Annotated in this window: 19 protein-coding genes and 1 pseudogene; 9 read left to right on the forward strand and 11 right to left on the reverse strand. The window is 68.7% G+C overall.

Features of this window, described 5'->3' with window-relative positions; all coding sequences use genetic code 11:
• Positions 1–132: 132 nt before the first annotated feature.
• Positions 133–1,593 (reverse strand): MFS transporter, encoded by a 1,461-nt coding sequence (locus tag AC07N1_RS16820; protein WP_494672842.1) that lies wholly within the window; start codon positions 1,591–1,593, stop codon positions 133–135.
• Between the two features lie 85 nt (positions 1,594–1,678).
• Between AC07N1_RS16820 and AC07N1_RS16825 the strand changes: the two genes are divergently transcribed.
• Positions 1,679–2,899 carry an MFS transporter gene (locus tag AC07N1_RS16825; protein ID WP_494672843.1) on the forward strand — a complete coding sequence of 407 codons (1,221 nt, stop codon included), beginning with the start codon at positions 1,679–1,681 and terminating at the stop codon, positions 2,897–2,899.
• 236 nt (positions 2,900–3,135) lie between these two features.
• On the opposite strand, the gene AC07N1_RS16830 is transcribed toward AC07N1_RS16825, so the two are convergent.
• From AC07N1_RS16830 to AC07N1_RS16850, 5 genes are all read right to left on the reverse strand, one after another.
• Positions 3,136–4,821, reverse strand: coding sequence for an FAD-dependent oxidoreductase (locus AC07N1_RS16830; RefSeq protein WP_494672844.1), 1,686 nt, complete (start codon positions 4,819–4,821; stop codon positions 3,136–3,138).
• Entirely contained in the window at positions 4,818–5,432 is a 615-nt protein-coding gene (locus AC07N1_RS16835; RefSeq protein ID WP_494672845.1) for a gluconate 2-dehydrogenase subunit 3 family protein, read from the reverse strand. The genes AC07N1_RS16830 and AC07N1_RS16835 overlap by 4 nt, the downstream gene beginning before the upstream one ends.
• Positions 5,433–5,448: 16 nt before the next feature.
• Positions 5,449–7,701, reverse strand: coding sequence for a TonB-dependent receptor (locus tag AC07N1_RS16840; protein WP_494672846.1), 2,253 nt, complete (start codon positions 7,699–7,701; stop codon positions 5,449–5,451).
• 107 nt (positions 7,702–7,808) lie between these two features.
• Positions 7,809–8,858: a sugar phosphate isomerase/epimerase family protein gene (locus tag AC07N1_RS16845; protein WP_494672847.1), complete on the reverse strand. Its 1,050-nt coding sequence runs from the start codon at positions 8,856–8,858 to the stop codon at positions 7,809–7,811.
• A gap of 11 nt (positions 8,859–8,869) precedes the next feature.
• Positions 8,870–9,979, reverse strand: a complete 1,110-nt coding sequence (locus AC07N1_RS16850; RefSeq protein WP_494672848.1) for a Gfo/Idh/MocA family protein — start codon at positions 9,977–9,979, stop codon at positions 8,870–8,872.
• A gap of 82 nt (positions 9,980–10,061) precedes the next feature.
• On the opposite strand from AC07N1_RS16850, the gene AC07N1_RS16855 reads away from it, so the two are divergent.
• Positions 10,062–11,147, forward strand: coding sequence for an amidohydrolase family protein (locus AC07N1_RS16855; RefSeq protein ID WP_494672849.1), 1,086 nt, complete (start codon positions 10,062–10,064; stop codon positions 11,145–11,147).
• 37 nt (positions 11,148–11,184) lie between these two features.
• On the opposite strand, the gene AC07N1_RS16860 is transcribed toward AC07N1_RS16855, so the two are convergent.
• Both AC07N1_RS16860 and AC07N1_RS16865 read right to left on the reverse strand, forming a co-directional pair.
• The gene (locus tag AC07N1_RS16860; RefSeq protein WP_494672850.1) at positions 11,185–12,381 is read right to left on the reverse strand and encodes a hypothetical protein; all 1,197 of its coding nucleotides are present in this window, start codon (positions 12,379–12,381) and stop codon (positions 11,185–11,187) included.
• Positions 12,382–12,553: 172 nt separating this feature from the next.
• Complete coding sequence (locus AC07N1_RS16865) at positions 12,554–13,207, reverse strand: TetR/AcrR family transcriptional regulator (protein WP_494672851.1); 654 nt, start codon at positions 13,205–13,207, stop codon at positions 12,554–12,556.
• Between the two features lie 157 nt (positions 13,208–13,364).
• Between AC07N1_RS16865 and AC07N1_RS16870 the strand changes: the two genes are divergently transcribed.
• From AC07N1_RS16870 to pip, 7 genes are all read left to right on the forward strand, one after another.
• Positions 13,365–14,492, forward strand: coding sequence for an LLM class flavin-dependent oxidoreductase (locus AC07N1_RS16870; protein WP_494672852.1), 1,128 nt, complete (start codon positions 13,365–13,367; stop codon positions 14,490–14,492).
• Positions 14,489–15,055, forward strand: coding sequence for an NADPH-dependent FMN reductase (locus AC07N1_RS16875; RefSeq protein WP_494672853.1), 567 nt, complete (start codon positions 14,489–14,491; stop codon positions 15,053–15,055). Before AC07N1_RS16870 ends, AC07N1_RS16875 begins: the two co-directional genes overlap by 4 nt.
• Positions 15,052–17,430, forward strand: coding sequence for a glycoside hydrolase family 3 C-terminal domain-containing protein (locus AC07N1_RS16880; protein WP_494672854.1), 2,379 nt, complete (start codon positions 15,052–15,054; stop codon positions 17,428–17,430). Before AC07N1_RS16875 ends, AC07N1_RS16880 begins: the two co-directional genes overlap by 4 nt.
• A gap of 16 nt (positions 17,431–17,446) precedes the next feature.
• Entirely contained in the window at positions 17,447–18,451 is a 1,005-nt protein-coding gene (locus tag AC07N1_RS16885) for a sugar phosphate isomerase/epimerase family protein (protein ID WP_494672855.1), read from the forward strand.
• A gap of 11 nt (positions 18,452–18,462) precedes the next feature.
• Positions 18,463–18,858 carry a C-glycoside deglycosidase beta subunit domain-containing protein gene (locus AC07N1_RS16890; protein ID WP_494672856.1) on the forward strand — a complete coding sequence of 132 codons (396 nt, stop codon included), beginning with the start codon at positions 18,463–18,465 and terminating at the stop codon, positions 18,856–18,858.
• Between the two features lie 642 nt (positions 18,859–19,500).
• Entirely contained in the window at positions 19,501–22,653 is a 3,153-nt protein-coding gene (locus tag AC07N1_RS16895) for a TonB-dependent receptor (protein WP_494672857.1), read from the forward strand.
• A gap of 119 nt (positions 22,654–22,772) precedes the next feature.
• Complete coding sequence (gene pip / locus AC07N1_RS16900) at positions 22,773–23,864, forward strand: prolyl aminopeptidase (RefSeq protein WP_494672858.1); 1,092 nt, start codon at positions 22,773–22,775, stop codon at positions 23,862–23,864.
• Here the strand turns inward: pip and AC07N1_RS16905 are convergent.
• The 3 genes and pseudogenes from AC07N1_RS16905 to AC07N1_RS16915 form a co-directional block, all read right to left on the reverse strand.
• Positions 23,851–23,992, reverse strand: a pseudogene (locus tag AC07N1_RS16905) (hypothetical protein); the annotation flags it as partial. The gene pip and the pseudogene AC07N1_RS16905 sit on opposite strands and share 14 nt — an antisense overlap.
• A gap of 8 nt (positions 23,993–24,000) precedes the next feature.
• Positions 24,001–24,225, reverse strand: a complete 225-nt coding sequence (locus AC07N1_RS16910) for a hypothetical protein (RefSeq protein ID WP_487291521.1) — start codon at positions 24,223–24,225, stop codon at positions 24,001–24,003.
• Position 24,226: 1 nt separating this feature from the next.
• Positions 24,227–25,798, reverse strand: coding sequence for a carboxylesterase/lipase family protein (locus AC07N1_RS16915; protein ID WP_494672859.1), 1,572 nt, complete (start codon positions 25,796–25,798; stop codon positions 24,227–24,229).
• Positions 25,799–25,807 lie beyond the last annotated feature (9 nt).

Below are 25,807 nucleotides of genomic sequence, written 5' to 3' on the forward strand. Positions count from 1 at the left end.
CGTTGTCTCCCTCTGGCGCCGCTCTGTCGGCGACGCTTCTGGGGGCCATGGTCATGTCAGTCCCGACATATAGGAAATGTATTGTTTTTATGGGTTTGCATCAATGAAACGGATGGGTGAGCGCCATCCGCCTCAGTCGAAAAGCACCTTGGGCATGCGCCGGCTGAGCAGGGCCGACAGCGCCAGCAGCACGACCAGCAGACCCGCCGTCGGGGCGTAGGCGGCCCTGGTCGCCCCGGCCTCCGCCGCGCCGTGGGACAGGCCCAGATACACCGCCCCGACCGCCGCCGCCCCAGCCGCCGCGCCCAGCTGCTGCACCGACTTCAGCACGCCGCTGGCCGCGCCCGCCTGGCTGGACGGCACTCGCGCCAGCACGATCGGCGACAGCGGTCCGGCCACCGCTCCCATGCCCAGACCCGCCGCGAGCAGCAGGACCAGCAACAGCCAGAGCGGCAGCTCCGCGCCGGACAGGCCTGGAACCATCAGCGCGATCGCCGCCGCCATCAGGGCGCCGCCGGCCGCCACCACGCCGCGTCCGAACCGGTCCAGCAGCCGCCGCCCCAGCACCCGCACGCCGAGCCCGACTCCCAGGGCGAACGGCGCATGGGCCAGGCCGGCCTGCAACGGCGTCATGCCCAGCCCCACCTGCAAGGCCAGGGTTAGCACCAGCAGGAAGCCGGCGCAGGCGATGGCGAAGACCAGCGACACCGCCACCCCGCTCGAAAAGCCGCCGTCACGAAACAGACCCAAGTCGACCAGCACCGCCTCTCCCGCCCTCGCCCGTCGGCGCAGGTGCAGCACCAGTCCCGCCGCCAGCGGCGCCGACGCCGCCAGCGCCGCCCAGCACCAGATCGGCCAGCCCCAGTCGGCGCCCTGCACCAGCGGCACGACCAGGGCGCAGACCAGCGCCACCGCCAGCAGGTTGCCCACCGGATCCAGCCGCGCCCCGCCCGGCGCGCCGCCCTCCGGCAGCCACAGGCGCGCGGCGACCAGGCCCGCCAGGCCCACCGGCGCATTGATCAGGAAGATGGTCCGCCAGCCCAGGCCCGCGATGTCGGCCTCGACCAGCGCCCCGCCGACCATCGGCCCCAGCACCGCCGTCAGCCCGCCCAGCACCCCGAACAGCGACAGCGCCTTGACCCGCTCGCGCGGGCTGAACAGCAGTTGCGCCAGGGCCAGCACCTGCGGTCCCATGAAGGCCGCCGCCGCGCCTTGCAGCAAGCGCGCGGCCACCAGCTGCCAGGCCTCCTGCGCCAGGCCGCACAGCACCGAGGCCAGGGTGAAGCCGGCCATCCCCGCCACGAACACCCGCCGATAGCCGAGGATGTCGCCCAGCCGCCCGCCGGTGATCAGCAGCATCGCAAAAGCCATGGAGTAGCCGGCGATCATCCACTGCACCGCCGTGCCGCCCGCCCCCAGCTCGGCGCGGATCGCCGGGGCGGCGACATTGACGATCGTGCTGTCCAGCACGTCCATGACGAAGGCGACGATCAAGGTGGCGAAGGCCAGGTTCCGCTGCCGCGCGGTGAAGCCGCCAAGGGCCGTCTCGGCGTCGCGCGGCATGGAAAGGTGGCGGCGGATCGTGGGCTTCATCGCTCTCTCGTTGACAGCTCGCTGAAGAGCGGTCTATCGATATTAGAACAATAATTCTAGTCCGAGTATGCGGACGGAGGAAACCTTGGAAACACCGATCCGCAACCCGGACCCGGCGGCGCGCACGGCCGGAATCGGCCAGGGCGCGACCATCGTCGTCGCCGCCTTCCTGCCGATCATGGCCATCGTCTCGCTGGCCCCGGCCGTGCCCAGCTTCTTCAAGCATTTCGGCGCCGTGCCGAACGCCATCACCCTGATCCCGCTGCTGGTCACCGCGCCCGGCCTGATGATCGCCATCTTCGCCCCGGCCATGGGCTGGGCCACCGACCGCGTCGGCCGCCGGCCGATCCTGCTGGCCGCCACCCTGGTCTACGGCTTCTTCGGCGTGGCTCCGTTCTTCCTCGACAAGCTGGGGCCGATCTTCGCCAGCCGGCTGGGGGTGGGCGTGGCCGAGGCGGCGATCCTCACCGTCACCAACACCCTGATCGGCGACTACTTCACGCCTGAACGCCGCCGCACCTGGCTGACCGTGCAGGGCGTCGTCGGACCGATCTTCGGCACCTCGGTGATCGCCCTCTCGGGCGTGCTGACCGAAAGCCACTGGAACGGCGCCTTCCTGATCTACGCCGTCGCCCTGCCGATCTTCGTGGCCATGGTGCTGTTCATCTACGAGCCGGCCGCGGCCCTGAAGGCCGAGCACGAACCGGCCCAGGCGGCGGGTCCCTTCCCCTGGGCCACGGTCATGGGCTTCTCGGCCGTGACCCTGTTCTCCTCGACCCTCTATTACGTGTTCATCGTCCAGGGGGGTCTCGCCTTCGACGCCATCGGCGTGAAGTCGCCCAAGACCCTGGGCCTCTTCATCTCGGTCGCCAGCATCGGCGTGCCGGTCGGCGCGATCATCTTCGGCCTGCTGTCCAGGAAGGGCTCGCCGGCCCTGCTGGTGGCGACCTACCTGACGTGCCTGGGCCTGGGCATGATCGGCATCGGCCTAGCCCGCGATCCCAAGCTGATGGCCGGCCTGGCCATGATCCAGCAGGTCGGGGCGGGCATGGCCGTGCCCAGCCTGATCTTCTGGGCCACCGGCGCGCTGTCGCCCGCCCATCGCGGCCGCGGCATGGGCTTCTGGGCCGCCGCCTTCTTCCTGGGCCAGTTCACCAGCCCGATCCTGGTCGGCGCGGCCCGCTCCGCCACCGGCGGCATCCTGGGCTCCTTCGCCGTCCTCGGCGTCGTGGCCCTGGTCGGCGCCGTCGTCGCATTCGTCATGTCGCGCCGCCTTCCTGCCGGCGCGCGCACCGCACTCGCCTAACGATCTCCCCAAGCGAGCGCGGCCTTCACGGCGCGGCCCCCAAAGGCCGCGCCGTTCTTTTGTTTTTTCTCCTCTCCCCCTGCGGGAGAGGGTGGCCTCCCGCAGGGAGGTCGGGTGAGGGGTCGCACAAACGAAAACGCCGCGACGGCCTCTCAGCTGTCGCGGCGTTTCATGTCTGAGAGACCCCTCATCCGTCGGCCTTCGGCCGCCACCTTCTCCCGCAAGGGGAGAAGGATTTATATCCGTCCGTCCTTCAGCATCGACACCGCAGCGTCCACAGCCCGCGCCGTCAGCGCCATGTAGGTCAGGGACGGGTTCTGGCAGGCCGAGCTCGACATGGCCGCGCCGTCGGTGACGAACAGGTTGGCGACCTCGTGGGCCTGGTTCCAGCGGTTCAGGACGGAGGTCGAGGGATCATGGCCCATCCGCGCCCCGCCCATCTCGTGGATGGACGAGCCGCCCGGTCCCGGACGGTCGAAGCCGAGGATCACCTTGCCGCCGGCCGCCTCCAGCATGGTCGCCGCCTGGGCCTTGGCGTCGGCCAGGGCGCGGCGTTCGTTGTCGCCGTGCTCGAAGGCGATGTTGAGCACCGGCGCGCCGTGCGGATCGGTCTTCACCGGATCCAGCGTCAGGCGGTTGGAGGCCCGCGGCAGGCTCTCGGCATAGGTGACCAGCACCATTCGCCAGGGCCCAACCTCGCGCAGCTTCTTCTTGTACTCGGCGCCCAGGCCCGGCTCGCGCTTGCCGCGCGTCCAGGTGCCCTGGAAGGCGCCGCCCTGGTAGGAATAGCCGCGCACGAAGTCGGTCCCCTCGCCTTCCCGCAGGTTGCGGAAGCGGGGCACGACGATCCCGGTCGGCCGGTTGCCGAAGGTCGTGTGGTCCTCGAAGCCGAACATCAGCGCCGCCGCCGACAGCGTCGAGGCGTGGTCCATGATGTGGGTGCCCAGCACGCCCGAGCCGTTGGCCAGTCCGTTCGGGAAAGCTTCCGAGCGCGAGCGCAGCAGGATGTGGTTGCTGTTGAAGGCCCCGGCGTTGAGGAACACCAGCCGCGCGGTCACCCGCCGCCGTTCCCCCGTCGTCGTGTCGAGGATGCGAACGCCCGTGGCCCGCATGGTCGCCGGGTCGTAGTCGACGCCCTCGACCACGCTGTCGGTGACGACCGTCAGGTTGCCGGTGGCCTTGGCGGCCGGAAGGGTCGAGCTCTGGGTCGAGAAATAGGCCCCGTAGGAGCAGCCGCGCGAGCAGATCGAGCGGTACTGGCAGGCCGAACGGCCTTCCTTGGCCTGCGTCAGGTTGGCGGTGCGGCCGATGGTCAGCCGGCGCTCGGGCCAGCGATCGGAGAACACCGAGCGGCAGTGCTCCTCGACGGCGTTCAGCGCCATCGGCGGCTGGAACTGGCCGTCGGGCAAGACATCAAGGCCCTCGTGCGCGCCGGAAACCCCGACGAAGCGCTCCACATGGTCGTACCAAGGGGCGAGGTCGGCATAGCGGATCGGCCAGTCGGTCCCGTGGCCGTCGGCCTTGTTGGCCGAGAAGTCGCGGTCCGACCAGCGGTAGCACTGCCGACCCCAGGTCAGCGACCGGCCGCCCAGCTGGTAGCTGCGCCACCAGTTGAAGGCCCCGCCCTCGGGCACGGCGTAGGGGTTCTCGACGTCGTTGACGAAGTGGTTCTGCGTCCACTCGGTGAAGTGGCGGTTCTTGGACTGGACGGGAAACTGCTGCGCGAACACCTCGGCGTCCCCCAGGCCGCGGAACGGCAGGTCCCAGGGCGCGGCCAGTTCGGTCTTGTAGCCTGAGCCGTGCTCGATGTTGCGGCCGCGCTCGACCATCAGGACCTTCAGGCCCTTCTGCGTCAGCTCCTTGGCGGCCCAGCCGCCGGTGATCCCCGAACCGACGACGATCGCGTCGAACTCAACACTCATCCGAAATCCACCGCGGTCCAGTCGCTGGAGAAGGCGTGCGTTCCGGGGACGTGCGGCAGGTCCGCGTCCCAGCGGCCCGGCACGAGCTCGTATTGCAGTTCCTGCGATCCCCCGGCCTCGGAGGTGTAGTAGCCGATGAGGATCAACTGCTTGATCTTGAGCCAGGGCGGCTCGGCTCCGCGCGGCGCGGCGAAGGCGGCGGCGTCCAGCGCCGTAAGCGTCGCCAGGCGCCGCTGGGGCGAGGCCTTCAGGAAGTCGCCGCCGCAGCGGCCGTCCAGCTCCCAGGCCAGGGCGTCCAGCAGGTACAGCCCGCCCTCGGCCTTGGCGCCGTCGGCGCCGAACGCCCGGGTGTCGTTGAGGCCGTGGCTCAGCGCCAGCGCGACGAACTCGGGCGCGCCGACCTGCACCGCGCCCGGCGTGTCGGTCCTGGGGATGACGAGGTCGCAGACCACCGCCAGCAGCAGGCGCTGCCGCTCGGTGGCCGCTCCGCTCTCGCCGTGGCGCAGGCGGCTCCACACCGCCATGGGGGCGACCACCGCCCCCCCGATCAGCAGTCCCGAAAGCAGCAGCTGGCGCCGATCGACCGGCGTCGTGTTCGGATCGTCGGCCATCGGCGCCTCGCTACTCTTAGAACTTGTAGCCGACCTGGATCCCGTAGGTCCGGGGCGCGCCGAAGATGTAGTTGTAGAGGTTGATGCCCGAACCGGTGAAGGCGGCGTAGGTCATGACCCGGTAGTCCTCGAGGTTGCGCACGTAGCCCTGCACGCTGAGCTTGTCGCCAGGCGCGATGTATTCGAGGCTGAGGTCGGTCTGGGTGTAGGACTCCTGGCGGTCGGCGGCGTAGTTGAAGGCCGTCAGGAAGTAGTCCGACTTGTACTTCGAGAACACGCTGGCCACGAGCTTGTGGTCGCCGAACTCGAAGGTGTGGTCGTAGCCCAGAGCGATGGTCCACTTCGGCGCCTGGGGCGGGCTGTTGCCCTTCAGGTTCGGGGCCTGCACGCCCGCCGTGACCGGATCGATGTCGGAGACGTTCGAGGTCAGGCCCGGCAGCACGGCCGGGAAATCGGTGAACTCGGCGTTGAGATAGTTGACCGACGCCGTCAGCTTGTCGTTCGGGGTCAGCAGGAAGGTGGTGTCGTTCTCGATCCCCCAAATGCGGCTTTCGCCGGCGTTGAAGGTCTGGGCGCCGGTGGCCGTGGTCAGGAACACCTGCACCTGCTGGTCGGTGTAGTCGTAGTAGAAGGCCGAGACGTTGAACTCGAGGCGGCGGTCGAGGAAGCGGTTCTTCGAACCGGCCTCGTAGGCGATCAGGCTCTCGGGCTGGTAGGCGCCGACATTGTCGAAGCCGCCGGCCTTGTAGCCCTTGCTGACCTTGGCATAGAGCAGACTGTCGTGGACCGGCTTGTACTCGACGCCGACCGTCCAGGTGGTCTGGCTGGAGCTCTGCGTCGGATAGGTCTTCACGCCGGCCGGATCGTTCTGCGACGGGCGGTTGAAGCCCAGGCCGAAGCGCGGGCCAAAGGTCGTGAACTGGCCGTTCTTCTCGTCCTTGGTCGAGCGGATGCCGGCGGTCAGCGACAGCTTGTCCTCGATCAGCCAGTACGAGCCCTGCGCGAACACCGCCTTCGATTCCGAGGTCAGCGGACGGTAGTAGTAGTTCAAGAAGCTGCCGCCGGCCGCCAGCGGCAGGAACAGGCCGCGTTGCGTGTCGCTGGTCTCGCGGAAATAGAAGCCGCCGGTCTGCCAGATGAACTTGCCTTCCTTGCCGCCCGACAGGCGCAGCTCGTGGCTCTGGGTCTCGGAATCCAGCTTGTCGTTGTAGAAGGTGAAGGTCTCCGGCAGGAAGCCGTTCAGGGGCTGCACGGCCTTAACCCGGGTGTCGCGGAAGCCGCCGGCATAGGTCAGCTCGCCGAAGCCCAGGTCGTAGTCGATGCGGGCGCGGATCGCCGCCTGCTTGGACTTGAGGACGCCGAGGCTAGCCAGCGGGAAGCCGTCGCGCGGCAGGTTGAAGGTGACGTTGCTGGGCACGCCGCCGCCTTCGATCGTGGTGGTCGACGGCACCGGATCGGTGACGCCCGGCGTCGAGGAGGTCACGGCCACGCCGTACTGCGACGGCGCGTGCTGGTCGACGTCGACCACCTCGCCGGCGATGTAGACCTTCAGCTTGGAGGTCGGCTCGACCAGCACGCCCATGCGCAGGGCCGTGGTGTTGGCGTCGTCGCCATTGCCGACCGCGCCGTTGTCGCTGTAGCCGCTGTGCTCGTTGTGCATGGCGGCGAAGCGGAAGGCCGCCTTCTCGCCCAGCGGCAGGTTGACGTAGCCCTGCACCATGCGGGCGTCGTAGTTGCCCAGGCCCGCGAGGATCGAGCCGGAATACTGCTCCAAGCGCGGCTTGGCGGCGATGATGTTGATGGCGCCGGCGGTCGAGTTACGGCCGTACAGCGTGCCCTGCGGCCCGCGCAGCACCTCGATGCGCTCGAGGTCGAAGAACGAGGCGTTCAGGGCGACCGGGCGGTTGATGTACTCGCCGTCGATCGAGGTGGTCAGGGCCGGATCGCCGGCTTCCGAGATGTCCTGGCTGGAGACGCCGCGGATCGAAAGCTTGTTGAACACCGTGTCGGTGGTCAGGGCCAGGTCCGGCGCCAGGCGTTGCAGGCCGGCGATGTCGGAGACGTTGGCCTTCTCCAGCGCCGCGCCGTCATAGGCGCGGATGGCGATGGGGGTGTCCTGGATGTTGGTGGCCCGCTTCTGGGCGGTGACCACGATCTCCGTCAGGCCGGTGGGGCTCTCGACGGTCGAGCCGTCCTGCGCCAGCGCGGCGCCGCCCAGAGCCGTCACGCCGCAACCGGCGAACAGCGCGATAGTCCAAGACCGCTTCATGGTCTTCCCTCCCTTGCATCGTTCCATCACCGGGCTCGATCCCGGTTTTTGAATTAGAACTATAATTCTGTTATGGCTCGAAATTGAGCCATGTCAAGGCGGTGATCTCACAGTCCGAGCACCTTTCGATTGGTCGTGGCGTCGACGCCCGAGGCGGCGAAGTCGTCGAAGGCGTGCGGCGTCACGCGGATGATGTGGTCGCGGATGAAGGCGGCCCCTTCCCTTGCGCCATCCTCAGGATGCTTCAGGGCGCACTCCCACTCCAGCACCGCCCAGCCGGCGTAGTCGTACTGCGCCAGCTTCGAGAAGATGGCCTTGAAGTCCACCTGGCCGTCGCCGAGCGAGCGGAAGCGGCCCGGCCGGTCGACCCAGCCCTGATAGCCGCCATAGACGCCCGAGCGGCCGTTGGGCCGGAACTCGGCGTCCTTGACGTGGAAGGCCTTGATCCTCGGGTGGTAGAGGTCGAGGAAGGCCAGATAGTCCAGCTGTTGCAGCACGTAGTGGCTGGGATCGTAGAGGATGTTGGCGCGGGGGTGATCGTCCACCGCCGCCAGGAACCGCTCGAAGGTCGCCCCGTCGTGCAGGTCCTCGCCCGGATGGATCTCGTAGGCGACGTCGACCCCGGCCTCGTCGAAGGCGTCGAGGATCGGCCGCCAGCGCCGGGCCAGCTCGGCGAAGGCCTCCTCGACCAGACCCGCCGGCCGTTGCGGCCAGGGATAGACGTAGGGCCAGGCCAGCGCTCCGGAAAAGGTGGCGTGCGCCGAAAGGCCCAGATTGGCGCTGGCCTTGGCCGCCAGCGTCACCTGCCGCGTCGCCCATGCCTGCCGCTCGGCGGGCTTGCCCCTCACCTCTGGCGGCGCGAAGCCGTCGAACAGGGCGTCATAGGCCGGATGCACGGCCACCAGCTGGCCCTGCAGATGGGTGGAAAGCTCGGTCGGCTCGATCCCGAACTCGGCCAGCCGGCCCCGCAGGTCGTCGCAGTAGGTCTGGGACCCGGCGGCGGTCTCGAGATCGATCAGGCGCGGGTCGCAGGGGATCTGGATCCCCTTGTAGCCCAGGCCGGCGGCCCAGCGGGCCAGGTTGTCCAGGGTGTCGAACGGCGGCTGGTCGCCCATGAACTGGGCCAGGAAGATCGCCGGCCCCTTGATCGTCTTCATCGGATGTCCTTTCAGGCCAGCGGGGTCCAGCCGTCGCCGGTGACGGCGGCGGCGACGAAACGCATCGAGCGCAGCCCGTCGGCGATCCCGGGCACGAGGCCCCGGTCCTCGCCCCGGACCGCGCCGGCGAAGTCGCGATAGAGATTGGCGAAGGCCTCCAGATAGCCCTCCGGATGGCCGGCAGGCAGGCGGCTGGCCGCCGCCGCGTCGGCCCCGACCGCGCCGCTGCCGCCGAACACCGTGCGCACCGAGCCGTCGGGCAAAACGAAGCTGAGGCGGTCGCAGGCCTCGTGGCTCCACTCAAGGCCGCCCTTTTCGCCCCAGACCCGCAGGCGCAGGTGATTGCGCTCGCCGGTGGCCACTTGCGAGGCGGCCAGGATTCCGCGCGCGCCGCCGGCGAAACGCAGCAGCACCGTGGCGTCGTCGTCCAGCGCCCGGCCGGGCACGACGGCGGCCAGGTCCGGCAGGATCGCCTCGACCGGCGCCCCGACCACGAACTCCGCCAGGTTGAAGGCGTGCACGCCGATGTCGCCGATGCAGCCGCCCTGCCCGGCCTTATCAGGATCGACCCGCCAGGCGGCCTGCTTGTGACCCTCTCGCTCGATCGGCTCGGCCAGCCAGCCTTGCAGATATTCGACCACGACCTTGCGGATGGTCCCGAGCTCCCCGGCCGCGATCCGAGCCCGCGCCTCGCGCACCATCGGATAGCCGGTATAGGTGTAGGTCAGACCGTAGAGGCCGCCGGTGCGCGCGACGATCGCCGCCAGGTCTTCGGCTTCCGCAAGGGTGGCGGTGGCCGGCTTGTCGCTGAGCACGGCCAGGCCGGCCTCAAGCCCGGCGCGGGCGGCGTCCAGGTGCAGGTGGTTGGGCGTGGCGATGGCCAGCATCTCGATCCCGTCGGGCCTGGCGGCCTCAGCCGCGATCATCGCCTCGACGCTCCCATAGGCCCTGGCCGGGTCGATCCCATAGGCCTCGCCCGCCGCCCGCGAGCGCGCCGCGTCGCTGGAGAAGGCGCCGGCGACCAGCTCGACCTTGCGATCCAGTTCGGCGGCGATGCGATGCACCGGCCCGATGAAGGCGCCCGGCCCTCCTCCGACCAGTCCCAGCCTGACCCGTTGCATTCCCGCCCTTTTCAATAATTAGAATTATGGTTCTATTTGTTGTCATCCGCGGAGACGGATGCTGTCAAGACGGGAGGATCGGATGGCGTGGACGCGACGCGGGCTGGCGGGCGCCGCCCTGGCTGCGGGATTGACTGCGGGACTGGCGGGGACGGCCCAGGCCGCGACGAAGCCGGCCGACAAGATCAAACGGATCGCCGCCGAGGAAGGCTATTCGATCCCGGAACTGATCGACGCGGTGAACGCCTTCATGGCCAGGCGCGGCGACGAGGAGCCGGGCTTCGCGGCCCTGCTGCAGGGCTCTCCCCTGCCCGGCGGCCCGAAGATCCTGGATCCCGAGACGCGCCTGGCCGACATGGACGCCGCCGGCGTCCAGACCCAGATCCTGCTGCTGAACTCACCTGGCGTGCAGATCTTCGACCCGCCCCAGGCGATCGAACTGGCGAAACTGGCCAACGACCGCGTCGCCGGCTGGATGCGCCGATGGCCCGACCGCTTCGCCCCGCTGGCGGCCTTCGCGCCGCAGGACCCGGACGCCGCAGCCCAGGAGCTGGAGCGGGCGGTCAGGACGCTCGGCCTCAAGGGCGGGATCGTCAACTCGACCACCCGCGACCAGTATCTCGACGATCGCAAGTTCTGGCCGATCTTCGAGGCGGCCCAGGCCCTGGACGTTCCGATCTATCTGCACCCGCGCGAGCCGACCCGGCAGATGCTGACGCCCTACCAGCAGGCGGGACTGCAAGGTGCGATCTGGGGCTATGCCGCCGACACCGGCCTGCACGCCCTGCGGCTGATCATGGCCGGCGTCTTCGACCAGTTCCCGCGCCTTAGGATCGTCGTCGGCCACCTGGGCGAAGGCATTCCCTTCTACCTCGACCGCATCGACAACCGCTTCGCGACCATGCACGGCGCCGAGCGCTGGAAGCTGAAACGCCGGCCCAGCGACTATTTCCGCGACCACTTCGTGGTCACCTCCAGCGGCTGCAACTGGGCGCCGGCGGTGCGCTTCACGCAAGGCGTGCTGGGCGCCGACAAGGTGCTCTACGCCATCGACTACCCGTTCGAGGACGGCCCCGAGGCCACCCGCGCCGCCGACGCCATCCCGATGAGCGCCGAAGACCGCGCTGCGTTCTTCCACGGCAATGCCGAGCGGGTGTTCAAGCTGTAGGCGGCGACGCGGACAGGGCGGCTAGAGGCGAGACGGCTCAGGGCGTGTTGATTGTGAAACTCTTCTGCGCGCCGTCCACGAAGGGCGTGAAGACCAGCACGTAGGTCTCCTTTGCCCCCAGATTGGCGGTGCTGGTCAGGATGTAGACGCTGGAGCTCCGCTGAGAGACCGTGATCTCCTTCGGCGCGACCCCGCCCCAGCTCCAGCTGTGCTGGCCGCCGGTCACGGTCAACTCATAGACCTGCGACTTGGCGAGCGTGATCGGCCCCGTCGGCGACACGATCAGCATCACCGCCCCCGGCATACAGGCGTTGAGGTCGAGCACGCCGCTGTCGGCCGGCAGATCGGCGATCGCCTCCGTCGCGGCCTTGATCGCATCGTTCAAGTCGTCGATGTGTCCCCTGACGGCCGTGATCGCCCTGTCTTCGTCGGTTGCCGACCCCGCTAAGAACCTGGAGCCCGCCGCCGGCGGCAAGGTCGGCTTGGACGCCGGCGTCGTCGTTGCGGTTCCCGTCGTGGGGCTGGCGACGGAGAGGCTCGCGAACGCCTTGCGCACCTCGGTCGGATCGGCGACGACCTTGCCAAGCTGGGTGTTGGTGGAGGTCACCAGCGTATCCACCCCCACGCGAACCTGCTGAAAGACCCGCGACTGGTGGGCGTTCACGAAAGTCTCCGCCAGCGCGATGGCGTTCTTCGCGTATTTCTCCGCGGCGTCCTTTCCGGCGGCCTTGGCGGTCAGCACATCCGGCGCACTGAGGTCCTCCTCCAGCGCCAGCTTGGCGGTGACCACCTGTTGCAGGGCCAGTTCCCGGACGCTGGCGCCGGGATAGGCGGCCTCCGCGCGGGCGCTCATGCAGTCCAACGCGGCGAGGCCCGCGTCGACGACTTCCAGCTGCGCTCGCGGCCGCAGCGTCTGGCTCGTCGCGTAGCTCGCGGCCGACAGCCCCGAAGCCCGGATCACCTTCTTGGACGACCAGCCCAACGCGCCGCCCATCAGCGCGGCCAGGGATCCTCCGGCGGCGCCGGCGTTGAAGATCCCCTCCCCGGTCAGCACCTCGTCCCGCCGCGCGGCCAGCTCCAGGCGGGCCGTGTGCACATAGGCCCTGGCGGCGCCGACGTTGTTGACATCGACCATCGACGCCTTGGCGGTGTCGAACTGGGTCTTGTCCGGATAATCGACCTGGGCGCAGCCGGAAACCGCCAGCACGCACATCAGCGCCGCACCGGCGCGCATCGAACCCATCCCCATCATTCGCCCCCCGACGAAATCGCATGACGGCGCAACCCTGAGAGCAGGACGCGCCAGAAACACACGCCAAGCTACACATCGGCATCGACGGGGCAAGGGCGTTTCGACCGCCCGCGGATTGAATGCGCGCGAGCGGACGCGCGCGAGGCAGTGACGCCTACCCCGCCGACCTCAGAAACGCCGAGCACATGCGACCCAGGTCTTCCTTCAGGTACGCCCAGTCGCCCTCCCAGGCGGCCGTGGTCGACGAGCCGAAGCCGAGGTAGCGGGCGATGGCCGCGTACATGATCCGGTACGACGACGAGACCGCCCGTTCCGGGTCAGGGTGGCGAATCTCGTCGCGACGGGACAGCAGCAGGTCGCGAACCTGGCTTTCGGCGGCGATGTAGCTGCGCTTGCCGGCCAGGGCGACCACCGGGTCGTTGGTGGCGCGCAGCATCAGCGGACGCATGATCTCGGCGTGCTTGCGCAGGGTCTCGGCGATGCCGTCGACCAGTTCGCGGATCAGGGCGTCGAGCCCGCCGGCGCTTTCCTGCGCCTTGGCGATCACCGCCTGCTGGTCGGCGTCCATGGTCGCCAGGGCCATTTCCTGCACGACGTGGATCAGCACGTCCTTGCTGTCGAAGCGGTTGTAGATCGAACCGATCGAGACCTGGCCGCGCTGGGCCACCTCGTTCAGCGTGAACTCGTCCGAGCCGCGCTCGCGCATCAGGGCCTCGGCCGCCGCGACCATGCGCTCGTAGGACGCGCGGCTGCGCCCCTGCTGGGGGGCCCTGGTCAGCGCGGCCGGCGCGGGGGCTTCCCCATCCATCGACAAACTCCCGTTGACAGCCGACGCCGGGCGTCGCTATCTGTAAATCAGAATGACGGTTCTAGTTCTAAACCGTCCAACAGATTAGGCAGTCCGCACCCGGAAGGCAAATCCGGTTTCAACCGGAGGCGGCGCTGCACCCAGGGAGAGAAACCAAGTGCGCTTTTCGGTTTTCCTGAACGCCCGCACCATGGGTCCCGACGAGGATCGCGCCCTGCTGCTCGACCTCGTGGATCACGCCACCCGCGCCGAGGCGCTGGGCTTCGACGCGGTGTTCCTGCCCGACCATCACTTCACCGGCTACATGCCGATGGCCAGCGATCCGATGATGTTCGCCGCCTATCTGGCCGCCACGCTGAAGAAGGTGCACTTCGGCTTCTCGGTGACCTCGGTGCCGCTGCACAGCCCGGTGCGCTTCGCCGAGCGGGTCAACATCCTCGACCAGCTGACCGAAGGCCGGCTGCTGGTAGGCGTCGGCTCGGGCACCACGCCCGAGGAGATGATCGGCTTCGGCGTCAACTACAAGGACGCCTCGAAGATCTCGGAAGAGAACCTGGCCATCGCCCAGGCCCTGTGGGCCAAGCGCCCCGAGGATCCGCCGATCGCCTTCGACAACGGCCCCTACAAGGGCGAGGTTCTGCAGCGCATCGCGCCGGCGCCCTACAGCAAGGGCCACGCCCGGCTCATGCCGGTGGCCATGAAGGAGGCCAGCGCCCGCCGCGCGGCGCAGAACGGCTGGCCGGCGTTCATCCCCGCCTTCACCCCGCCCAACATCGGCGGCCGCGAGCCCTTCACCCACGTGAAGAAGTATTTCGACGCCTACAAGGCCCTGCTGCTGGGCGCGGGCCATGCGCAGGCGAGGATCGACGACGCCCTGTCGTGGACCACCCACACCTACCAGTGCGTCCATATCGCAGAGACCGACGAGCAGGCCCGCGCCGAGCTGGAGCAGATCCTCACCGCCTACCAGGCCGCCGTCGACCGCGAGAAGGCCTTCAACGACAAGGCCGAGGAAGGCGACGCCAACAAGAAGACCGACCAGACGCCCCTGGCCCTGACCGAGGACTGGATCGCCACCTGGTGCCTGTACGGCAGCCCCAAGACGGTGATCGAGCACCTGGAGCCCTATGCCGAACTGGGCATCGGCAACATCCTGTGCGGCACGACCACCGGCCCGCTGACGGCCCAACGCCGCGCCTGGGCCGACCAGACGCTGGACCTGCTGTCGCGCGAGGTGATGCCGCACTTCAAGGGAGCGGCCGGCAAGGCCGACGCCGCGGCATGAGCGCCCCGCTGATCGTCGGGATCGGCGGCACCACCCGCCCCGGCTCGTCCGGCGAACGGATGGTCCGCGCCGTGCTGGCCGAGGCCGAGGGCTTGGGCGCGCGCACCCGGATGTTCGGCGGCGCGGACCTGTCCGCCCTGCCCCACTTCGCCCCGGAAAGCGCCGAGCGCACCCCGGCCCAGCGCGACTTCGTCGAGGCCGTGCGCACCGCCGACGGCATCGTCATCGGCTCGCCCGGCTATCACGGCGGCGTCTCTGGCCTGGTCAAGAACGCCATCGACCTGCTGGAGGACCTGCGCGACGACGCCCGGGTCTATTTCGACGGCCGGGCCGTCGGCCTGGTGGTCGTGGCCGCCGGCTGGCAGGGCTGCGGCGTCACCCTGCAGGCGCTGCGCGGCATCGTCCACGCCATGCGCGGCTGGCCCACGCCTCTGGGCATCACCGTCAACACCGTCGAGCAGAAGCCGTTCGACGCCGACGGCCGGCTGATCGACGAGGCGGTGCTCGGCGCCGTCCGCGCCCAGGCCCGGCAGGTCATGACTTTAGCAAGGGCCGCCGCATGAGCCTGACGCCAAAGGACCGCATCGCCCTCAGCGCCGGCCGCGACATGTGGTCGACCGCCGAGATCCCTCACGCCGGCGTCCCGTCGGTGAACATGGCCGACGGCCCGATGGGCGTGGCCAGCGGCCGCGTCGACGAGCGCGACGTCTCGGTGCTGACCCCCAGCGGCGTCTCGCTGGGCGCGACCTTCGATCCCGACCTCGTCGCCCGCGTCGGCGCCGTGGTCGGCGGCGAGGCCAAGCGGCGCGGCGTCGACCTGATGCTGGCCCCCAACCTCAACCTGCAGCGCACGCCCCTGGCCGGCCGCGCCTTCGAACTCTACGGCGAGGATCCGCTGCTGGCCGGGGTCATGGGGGCGGCCTGGACCAAGGGCCTGCAAAGCCGCCAAGTCGGAGCGGTGGCCAAGCACCTGGTCTGCAACGACACCGAGACCGGCCGCGACCGCTATGACGCCGTCGTCGATGAGGCGACGCTGCGGGAGGTCTACCTGCTGCCTTTCGAGCTGGCGGTGAAAGCCGGCTGCGCGGGCGTACTGACCGCCTACAACAAGGTCAATGGCGACTACTGCGCCGAGAGCCGCCACCTCGTCACCGAAATCCTCAAAGACGAGTGGAGCTTCAAGGGTTTCACCGTCAGCGACTGGTTCGGCACGCACGACACCGTCCGCAGCGCCCAGGCCGGCCTCGATCTCGAAATGCCCGGCCCCGCCCGCATCTATGGCGAGAAGCTGGAAGCGGCCCTGGCCGCCGGTGAGGTTGCACAAGGCCTGCGCGAGGACGCCGCCGAGCGCGTCGCGACCGCAGCCCGCGCCTGGGCCGGCGGCGATCCCGGCCCCGAGCCCTCCCTGCCCGCCGAGGTGTTGACGGAGGCCGCGGCCGCAAGCTTCGCCCTGTTGCGCAACGACGGCGGCCTGCTGCCGCTGATCCCCGGCGCCCATCGCAGGATCGCGGTGATCGGTCCCAACGCCCTGGCGCCCTGCTTCCAGGGCGGCACCTTCGCCAAGATCGCCGTGCGCCCCGACGCCATCACCCCGATAGACGCCATCCGAGCCCGCTATGGCGCGGAGACGGAGATCGTCTTCGCCCCCGGCGCCGATCCCTCGCCTCGCCTGCCGTCCATGGCCGCCGCCCCGGCGCGCGACCTGGGCGACGGCTCCGGCAAGGGCATGACGGTCGACTATTTCGACGGCCACGACTTCACGGCCCCGCCGATCGCCAGCGAGACCCGCGACACCAACAGCCTGACCTGGTTCGTCGGCATGCACGAGGTCGGGGTCTTCGACCGCCCGGCCGGCGTGCGCGCCAGCGGCTGGTTCACCCCGACCATCGACGGCCTCCACCGCGTCCACATCGGCGGCACGGCGGGCCTGACCCTGCGCCTGGACGGCGTCGAGCATCTGGCCCTCGACCAGGACGTCGCTCCGGCCGACCTGATGGGCGTGCTGAAGGGCGGCGACAGCCGGTCGGTAGAGGTCGCCTTCATGGCCGGCCGGCCGGTCTTCGTGGAAGTCGAGCTGCGTTTCGCGCCGCGCCGCGCCCACGGCCTGTGGTGGGGGATCCGCGCGCCCGGCGACGCCGAAAGTCTTCTCGCCGAGGCCGAGCGTGTCGCCAGCGAGGCCGACGCGGTGATCCTGGTGGTCGGCGAGACGGCCGACAGCGGCGTCGAGAGCAAGGACCGCCCCGACACCCGGCTGCCGGACGATCAGGTCCGGTTGGCGCAGCGCATCTGCGCGGCCAATCCGAACGTGGCGGTGATCGCCAATGTCGCCCACGCCTTCGACGCGGCCTTCGCCGAACAGGCCAGGGCGCTGATGGTCGTCTGGTATCCGGGCGAGGAGTTCGGCCCGGCCCTGGCCCAGGTTCTGGCCGGCGACCGCGAGCCCTCCGGCCGTCTGCCGGTGACCTTCGCCCGCGACGAGGCCGACTATCCGGTGCTGCACGCCATCCCCGACGCCGACGACAAGGTCGTCTACGCCGAGGGCGCGCGCGGCGGCTATCGCCATTTCCTCGACAACGGCGCAGCCCCGGCCTTCGCCTTTGGGTCAGGCCTGGGCTACGGCGAGTTCACCTATGAGGACGCGACCGTCGCCGCCCGCGCCGACGGCGGCCTGACGGTCGAGGTCACGGTGCGCAACGCCGCCTCGCGCGCCTCGTCCGAGGTGGTCCAGGTCTATTCGATCGGCCCGCGCGCGGCCCTGCTGGGCTTCGCCAAGGCGGAAATCCCGGCCGGCGAGACCCGACGCCTCGTCGTCCAGATCGACCCGATCGCCCTGCGCCGCTGGACCGACGCCGGCTGGATCCCAGACGTCCCGGCCCGCCTCGCCGTCGGCCGCTCGGCCGTCGATACGCGCCTCGTACTCGAAACCCCCACCGCCTAAGACAAGGACAAGACCCGTGTTCCAGCGTGGCGTCAGCCTCTACAGCTTCCAGGAAGAACTGTTCCTCGGCCAGATGACGGTGGAGGACTGCGTAGCCTTCGCCGCCTCCATCGGGGCCAAGGGCGTCGAGCTTCTGCCCGAGCAGAACCTGCCCGGCTTTCCCCTGATCACCGACGCCCAGGTCGACGCCTGGCACGGCTTGATGGACAAGTACGGCACGGTCCCGACTTGCTACGACATGTTCCTCGACACCAAGCGGCGCAAGGACCGCCTGATGACCGACGACGAGCAGGTCGTCTCGATCGTCGCCGACCTCAAGCTCGCCAATCGTCTTGGCTTCAGGAACATGCGGGTGCTGGTGTTCGTGCGCCCCGACATTCTCGAGGCTTGCGTGCCCTATGCCGAGCAGTACGACGTGCACATGGGCGTCGAGGTCCACGCGCCCTGGCACATGGAGCACGCCTGGATCCTGCGCACGGTGGAGATCGCCGACCGCCTGGGCACCAAGCATCTGGGCCTGCTGCCCGACATGGGCATCTTCATGAAGCACTATCCGCCGGAGTTCCGCGACCGCTTCCTGCGCCAGGGCGCGCGGCCCGAGGTGGCCCAGTTCATCATCGACCAGCACGAGCAGAAGGTGATGGCCGAGTACACGATCTTCGAGGTGGCGGTGAAGATGCGGGGAAACAAGGCCGAGGTGGCCATGGCCGAGACCCTGCGCCACGCCCCCTACTCCAACCCCAAGCGGCTCAAGGACTACGCGCCCTACTTCAAGCACATCCAGGCCAAGTTCTACGGCATGACGGCCGATTGCGAGGACCCGACCATCGCCTATGACGAGGCGATCGACGCCCTGGTCGAGGCCGGCTGGGACGGCTTCCTGTCCAGCGAATACGAGGGCAACCGCTGGATCCAGGACGTCGAGGCCGTCGACAGCCGCGAACAGGTCCGCCGCCAGCACGTGATGTTCGAGCGCCTGGGCGAGGCCGCCCGCGCCAAGCTCGCCGCCAAAGCCTCCTGAGGGGATCCGCGATGTTCGACAAGTACCTGATCGACGCCGCCAGCGTCCGCAATCTCGGCCCCGCAGAGGCCCCCGATGGTTTCGCCTTCGAGGCCAGGCTCGGCTACTATCGCGGCCTTGGCCTGTCGATGGTCGAGAACCTGCTGGTGACGGTCGACGGCGAGCAATTGCCCCGCGAGTCCGTCCGCTTCGACGACGGTCGCGGCGCGCTGAGCCTCGACGAGATGGAAACGGCCTATGACCGTCGTTGGGAGTTCGGCGCGCCCGCGACCGTGCTGGTCGCCTATCCCGGCGGCCTGCGGCCCGGCCGGCATCGCCTGGCCCTGACCGAGACCCTGAGGATCTCCTACCTGCCGTTCCCGATGACGGCCACGGACGAGAAGGCCGTCGCCGTGGAGGCCGCCTGAGCAGACCTGGCGCGGGATGGGACTCGGTCGCCGCCGGGCCGTCCCGCGCCAGCTAGCCTGCACGGCCATGATCGAGGCGAATCTCACGCCGCCTCCCAATGCTTCACGCGCCGTTTCACCAGTTGGGAAACGTGCGCGCGGAAGGCGAGATATAATTCAATTTAGATATCTACATTGCCGCATAATATCCATTCAATTTCCAAGAATACAGACTGACCGAAATTCGCCGTTATATCGTCACGAAGCACGATCTCGCGAATTGACAAAACCCTGACTTCTATAAAATTGCCGGCATCGCCACAGAGATCAAAATATCCGTGGCGAACGTGAAGACCGCTCTGATGCGCGACGCCGCGACAACCCCCGCGTACGATCGCCAAAACGCCGAGACATGACGTCGAAGACTTCGACGCTCGTGTATTCGCCCGCGAACCGCCGCTGCCGACGCAACGAAGCGCCGGCGACCGGCCGTTCGAGCCTCGGCGCCCCGCACGCCAGCATCGATCCCATCGCCAACGCCGCGGCAACAGCGGCTGCCGGCGTCCGGTCTGACGCGCCTCTCATTCGGCCAACACGTCGCGGCGACCACAGGGCGCCGCGCTGAACAAGGGCGGTCACCGCCTGTACTCTCGGAGGGAACTCATGAAGAACGTCCGCAGATCACGCTTCGAAACCCAGCTGCTTATGACCAGCGGCCTGGCCGCGGCCATCCTGGCCTCGAGCTCGTCGATCGCCCTGGCCCAGGCCGCCCAGACCACGACCGCCTCTCCCGAAACCACGGTCGAGAACAAGGTCGATGAAATCGTCGTCGTCGGCACCCGCGCCAGCCTCCAGAGCGCCATGGGCCGCAAGAAGCGCGCGGGCACGGTCTCGGACTCCATCGTCGCCGAGGATATCAGCCAGTTCCCCGACAAGAACGTCGGCGAAGCGCTCGGCCGCGTCACCGGCGTGCAGCTCGCCCGCGACTTCGGTGAAGGCAACGCGGTGTCGATCCGCGGCGTCGAGCCCGACCTGAACCGGGTCGAGATCAACGGCATGAGCACCCTGTCGACGGCCGGCAACCTGTCGGTCTACGGCGGCGGCGGGCGCGCCAACGACTTCCGCGAACTGGCCTCGGAACTGGTCAAGTCGATCGACGTCTTCAAGGGCTTCACTGCCGACATGACCGAAGGCGGCGTCGGCGGCACGGTCAGCGTCACCACCCGCAAGCCGCTGGACTTCAAGAAGCCGACCCTGTCGTTCACTGGCTCGCTGCAGAACCTCGACACGGTCAAGGGCTGGAAGCCGCGCGGCAACGTCTTCGCCGCCACCCAGCTGTTCGACGGGCGCCTGGGCCTGATGGCCAACGTCACCTACGACAACGTCAGCACCCGGGGCGACTACGTCCGCAACTCGTCGTGGGGCCGCTTCGCCGACTTCGACGGCTCCGCCGACAAGACCGTCGACTACTACTCCACGGCCTACAGCCAGCAGATCAACGACTTGGCGCGCAACGTCACGTCCTATTCGGGCTGCTCCAGCCTGACGACGCCGGACTCGAGCCAGATCTCGACCACCAACCTGCGCACGGCCTGCCAGAGCCAGTGGTACGACTACGCCCCGCGCGTCGCCCGCTACGGCGTCTGGACCCGCAACGACGAACGCCTCTCGGCCGAGTTCACCGCCCAGTACAAGTTCACCGACAAGTTCGACATCTGGGCCAGCTACAACCGCAATGAGCGGTCGCAGACCCTGAACGACATCAACTACGGCACCGACTTCACCTCGGCGACCCGCCTGCGCAACACGGCGGCGAACGGCACGTCGTGCTCGTCGACCGACACCACGGCCAGTTCGGTCAAGGTCGACGCCAACCACAACGTCATCGCCTACACGCTGGGCAACTGCCTCACCACCTCGGGCAGCGGCGGCTACAACGGCTTCGGCATCTCGTCGCGCGACTTCGCCTACGACAGCCAGAGCAACTACTACAACTTCGGCGCCAACTACCGGGGCGACCGCCTGCAGGTGGAGTTCCAGGGCTCGAACGCCGACACCTCGACGGTCTCCCAGACCAACAACGTCAGCGTCAGCTTCGACACCCCCGGCATGACGGTCACCCTCGACCCGACCACCGGCAAGCCGTCGTTCACCTTCGCCGCCGGCTACAGCCCGTCGGACGCCTCGGCGATCCGTCAGTGGCAGATCCAGTACCGGCCCTCGAACTCGCAGACCGAGGAAAAGCAGTACAAGCTCGACTTCGACTACGACACCCGCTGGTCGTTCCTGCCGAAGATCGAGTTCGGCGGCCGCGCCACCGACTACGAGACCTCGGGCTACGGCTACGGCGGCTACATCCTCGACGGCGGCTCCAACTCGTATTCGACCGCTGACGACCTGGTGCTCTACACCAACGCCGTCAATTCGACGGCGACGGTCAGCAACACCCAGACCGCCGACCAGACCGCGGCGACCAACGCCTCGGCCGCCTACACCACCGGCTACTGGTCGACGACGGAAAGCTGGTCGCGGGCGTTCTCGAACGCCGTCTTCGCCCAGGCCATGACCCAGCTGCCGGACGCCTTCTACTACGGCGGCGGCTCCCTGCCCTCGACCTGGCTGTATCCGAACTTCAATTCGGTCGCTCAGTACCTCGACACGTCGCACTTCAACCTGAACAACCTGGTGACCACCACCGGCAGCGACGGCAACAGCTACAGCCAGATCCCGTCCTATCGGATCCAGGAACAGACCGACGCCCTGTACCTGAAGTTCAACTACGCCTTCCCGGTGTTCGGCTATGACGTGAGCGGCAACTTCGGCTGGCGTCGGGCGCACACCAAGACCACCGCCACCGGCTCCTCGACCCGCAGCGAGACCTACGCCTCCACCAACGGCGGCACCTCGACGACCTACGTGCTGAGCAACGAGCAGGTCACGATGAACAAGGAGTACACGGCCTGGCTGCCGAGCTTCAACGCGGGCGTATGGGCGATCCCCAACAAGCTGTCGGCGCGCTTCGGCTTCGCCCAGCTGATGGCCCGTCCGCGGGTCGACTTCCTGATCCCGGCGGTGAGCTGCACCACCGACAACTCGCCTGACGCCAATGGCGACTACGACGAGCCCAGCTGCACGGCCGGCAACCCCGAGCTGAAGCCCTATCGCGCCAACCAGTACGACCTGTCGTTCGAATACTACCCGAACAACGACACCCAGATCTCGGTCGGCCTGTTCTACAAGGACATCAAGTCGTTCTACCTGTCGTCGAAGACGCTGATCGGCAAGGTCGACGTCTATGGCGACGGCACGCTCTACAACTACAACACCTACATCAACGGCAACGGGGCCAAGATCTCGGGCGTCGAACTGACCGGCAAGACGGCCTTCACCTTCCTGCCGGGCCTGCTGTCGGGCTTCGGCGTCGACGCCAACTACACCTACCAGGAAGCCAAGGACGTCGAGCTCTATTCGACCCTCGACGGCTCGCCCCTGCCCTTCCCGGGCCTGTCGAAGAGCAGCGCCAACCTGACGCTCTGGTACGACAAGCGCGGGGTCAACGCCCGCCTGGCCTACAACTATCGCTCCAAGTACCTGTCGTCGGCCGCCGACACCTCGGGCCAGCCGGTCTTCAAGGAACCGACCGGCTATCTCGACGGCAAGATCAGCTGGAAGCCTGGTCCGACGGGCCTGCAGTTCTTCGTCGAAGGCAAGAACCTGACCAAGGAAGACGAAGTCTCGACGGCGGGCGACATCCGCCTGATCGAGCAAGGCTACTTCGGTCGCCGGTTCTTCATGGGCTTCACCTACAAGTACTAGACCTCTGAAACCGAGGCCGCGCGCCACCCCAGTGCGCGCGGCCGAGGCCATTTGCTGCAAGCCTCGATCCGGTCGTACTGGTAAGCCACCCTCACGGAGTCGCTTACGGAAGACCGGTCATGAATTTCTCGACGCTGCGCACGACCAGCAAGGTCACCACCGAGTGGAAGTACAGCCAGCCGACCGCCAGCAAGAGCGGCCTGCTGCAGGTCGACACCGCGCCCGACCACAAGCTCTACTGGGAAGAATACGGCAACCCGGACGGCGAGCCGGTGATGTTCCTGCACGGCGGCCCGGGCGGCGCCTGCGCCCCGCCGATGGCCCGGTTCTTCGATCCCGACCGCTATCGCGTCATCCTGTTCGACCAGCGCGGCTGCGGCAAAAGCCAGCCGACCGTGGCCTCGGCCGGTCCGCAGGTCGCCCTGACCAACAACACCACAGATCACCTCGTGGCCGACATCAATAAGCTGCGCGACGCGCTGGGGATCACCGGCCGCATGCATGTGTTCGGCGGCAGCTGGGGCAGCACCCTGGCCCTGACCTACGCCATCCGCCACGCCGACAAGGTGGCCTCGCTGATCCTGCGCGGCATCTTCCTCGGCGCGACCGAAGACCTGCTCTACATGTACCAGGGCAATGCGGCGGCCTTCACCCAGACGCCCTACGCCCTGACCGAGCCGGGCGCCTACATCGCCTATCCCGACGAGTGGAAGGCCTTCGTCGAGATGGTCGCGCCGGAAGACCGGGGCGACATCATGGGCGCATACAAGCAGATCTTCGACATGGTTCCGACCAATGAAGCCGAGCGCCGGCGCCAGCTCGAGGCGGCCGTGGCGTGGTCGGTCTGGGAAGGCACGATCTCGAACATGATCCCCGACAACGCCGACGCCGGGAAGTTCGGCGAGGCCGACTTCGCCCTGTGCTTCGCCCAGATCGAGGCCCACTTCTTCGCCAACGGCCTGTTCCTGGAACCGGACTACATCGTGCGCAACACCGGCGCGCTGAAGGGCCTGGACATCCACATCGTCCACGGCCGCTTCGACCAGGTCTGCCCGCTGTCGCAAGCCTCGCGCCTGGTCGCGGCGCTGGAAGAGGTCGGCGCGCCGCCGGCCAGCTACGTGAAGACCGACGCGGGCCACAGCGCCATGGAGGGCCAGACGGTTCTGGCCCTGACGGCGATCATGGACGGGCTGCCGGCTATCGCGAACTGATCTTCCATCCAAAAGCTACGTCATCCCGGACGGCCGAAGGCCGATCCGGGACCCAGGGGCCGGCGCACTGCAGTCGCCCCTGGGTCCCGGCTCTCCGCTTCGCTGCGGCCGGGATGACGAACTTTTTTGGAGCGATTTAAGCCGCCCTGCGGCTCGTCTCGCCGCACATGCGTCGATAGCGCTCCAGCAGCCGGTCCAGCGTCGCCCGCTTGACCGGCCGCCCGTCGCGCAGCTTGACCCAGGTGGTCTCGCTGATGCCGAAGGTGTCCTGCAGGCAGGCCTTGGTGGCCGCCGGCAGGACCCGGCGCAGGGCCAGGAAGGTGTCGCGGTCGATCACCGCGTCGGCCAGACGCTCGGCCATGTCACTTCCCCGCCGGCGCAGGCGTCGTGGCCTGGACCAGGTCGAGGCGCGCCTTCGACGGATCCGGGCCGACCTTCACGCCGTCGTTGGTGAAGTCGATGATTACGTCGCCGGCCGCGTCGTACTTCGGCCAGGCCGGCTGGCCGGCGGCGTCCGGCGTCCCCTTGGTCGCAAAGGCGATCCAGTAGGCGTGGGCGGCCTTGGCGGCGGCCGCATCGGCCGGGGTCAGGGCCGCGCCATAGCGGGCGTCGACGGTGTCGAAGACGAACGGGATCTCGGTGGCGTGCGGGGCGCTCCACCAGTCCTTGCGCTGGCTTTCGGCCACGTAGGAGAAGCGGAACGACCAGACCGGCGCGCCCTGGGCGGCCAGGGTGCGGGCGACCTCGCGGGCCGGCTCGATGAACATCCGGTCGCCGGCGGCCTTCCAGCCATAGACCTTGATGTCGCCGTCGCCGGTCGGGTCGTAGAGCTTTTCGGCCTCGGCCCGCCTGTCGCCGAACGGGGCGAAGACCTGATCGCGCGTGCCGCCGAAGAAGAAGCCATCGGCGCCGGTGGCCCCGACCAATACGGGCGTCTTCGTCCATTCGCCGGCAGCGTAGGCGTCGAGCACGGGCTTGGTGACGAGCTTGCCGTCGACCATCGGCCCGCCGTTCCAGGTGGGCACGCCGGAGGTGGCCATGTTCAGGCCGTCGACCACCGCGTCGGCCGGCAGGGCGCGCAGGGCGACAAGGGCTTCGGCCCCCTCCCCGGTGACGCCGGCCTTGGCGGCGAAGGCGACGCCGACGCTCTCGGCCGAGCGCTCGCCCGGCGCAGCCTTGATCGGCAGCGACGGCAGCAGGCGCGGCCGGCCCCCGCCCGACTGGATAATGGCCTTGTCGAACAGGCCCTGCGCCAGAGGCGTGGTCAGCAGGGCGTGGACCGACATGCCGCCGGCCGACTCCCCGAAGATCGTCACGTTGTCGGGATCGCCCCCGAAGGCGGCGATGTTGGCCTGAACCCACTTCAAGGCCGCGATCTGGTCCATGAAAGCGTAGTTGCCCAAGAGGCCGCCGTCGGCGTTCTCGGTCGACAGCGCCGGGTGGGCGAAGAAGCCGAAGCGGCCGACCCGATAGTTGAAGCTGACCAGCACGACGCCGTCGCGGGCGAAGCGATCGCCGGCATAGACCGCCGGCGAGGAGCCGCCGTTGACGAAGCCGCCGCCGTAGATCCAGACCATGACCGGCTTCTTGGCCTTGGCCTTGATCGCGTCCTTCGGCGTCCAGACGTTCACATAGAGGCAGTCCTCGGCCGGCTTGACGCCGAGCGGCGCGGCGTCGCCCGGGAACGGGTTCTGGGCGCAGTCGGGACCGTATTCGGCGGCGGAGCGGACGGCGGCCCAGGCCCTGGGGGCCTGGGGCGCGCGCCAGCGCAGCGGGCCGACCGGCGGCGCGGCGAAGGGCACGCCCTTGAAGGCCGCGACCGAACCGGTCTCGACGCCTTCGACGGGACCGGACGCAGTCTTGACCACGGGACCCGCGAGAACGGGAAGCCCGACGGCGAACGCGAGCGCCAGGCCGGAAACCAGAGACTTCATCACTACGCC

The organism is Caulobacter sp. GW821-FHT09B11 (genome assembly GCF_059418205.1).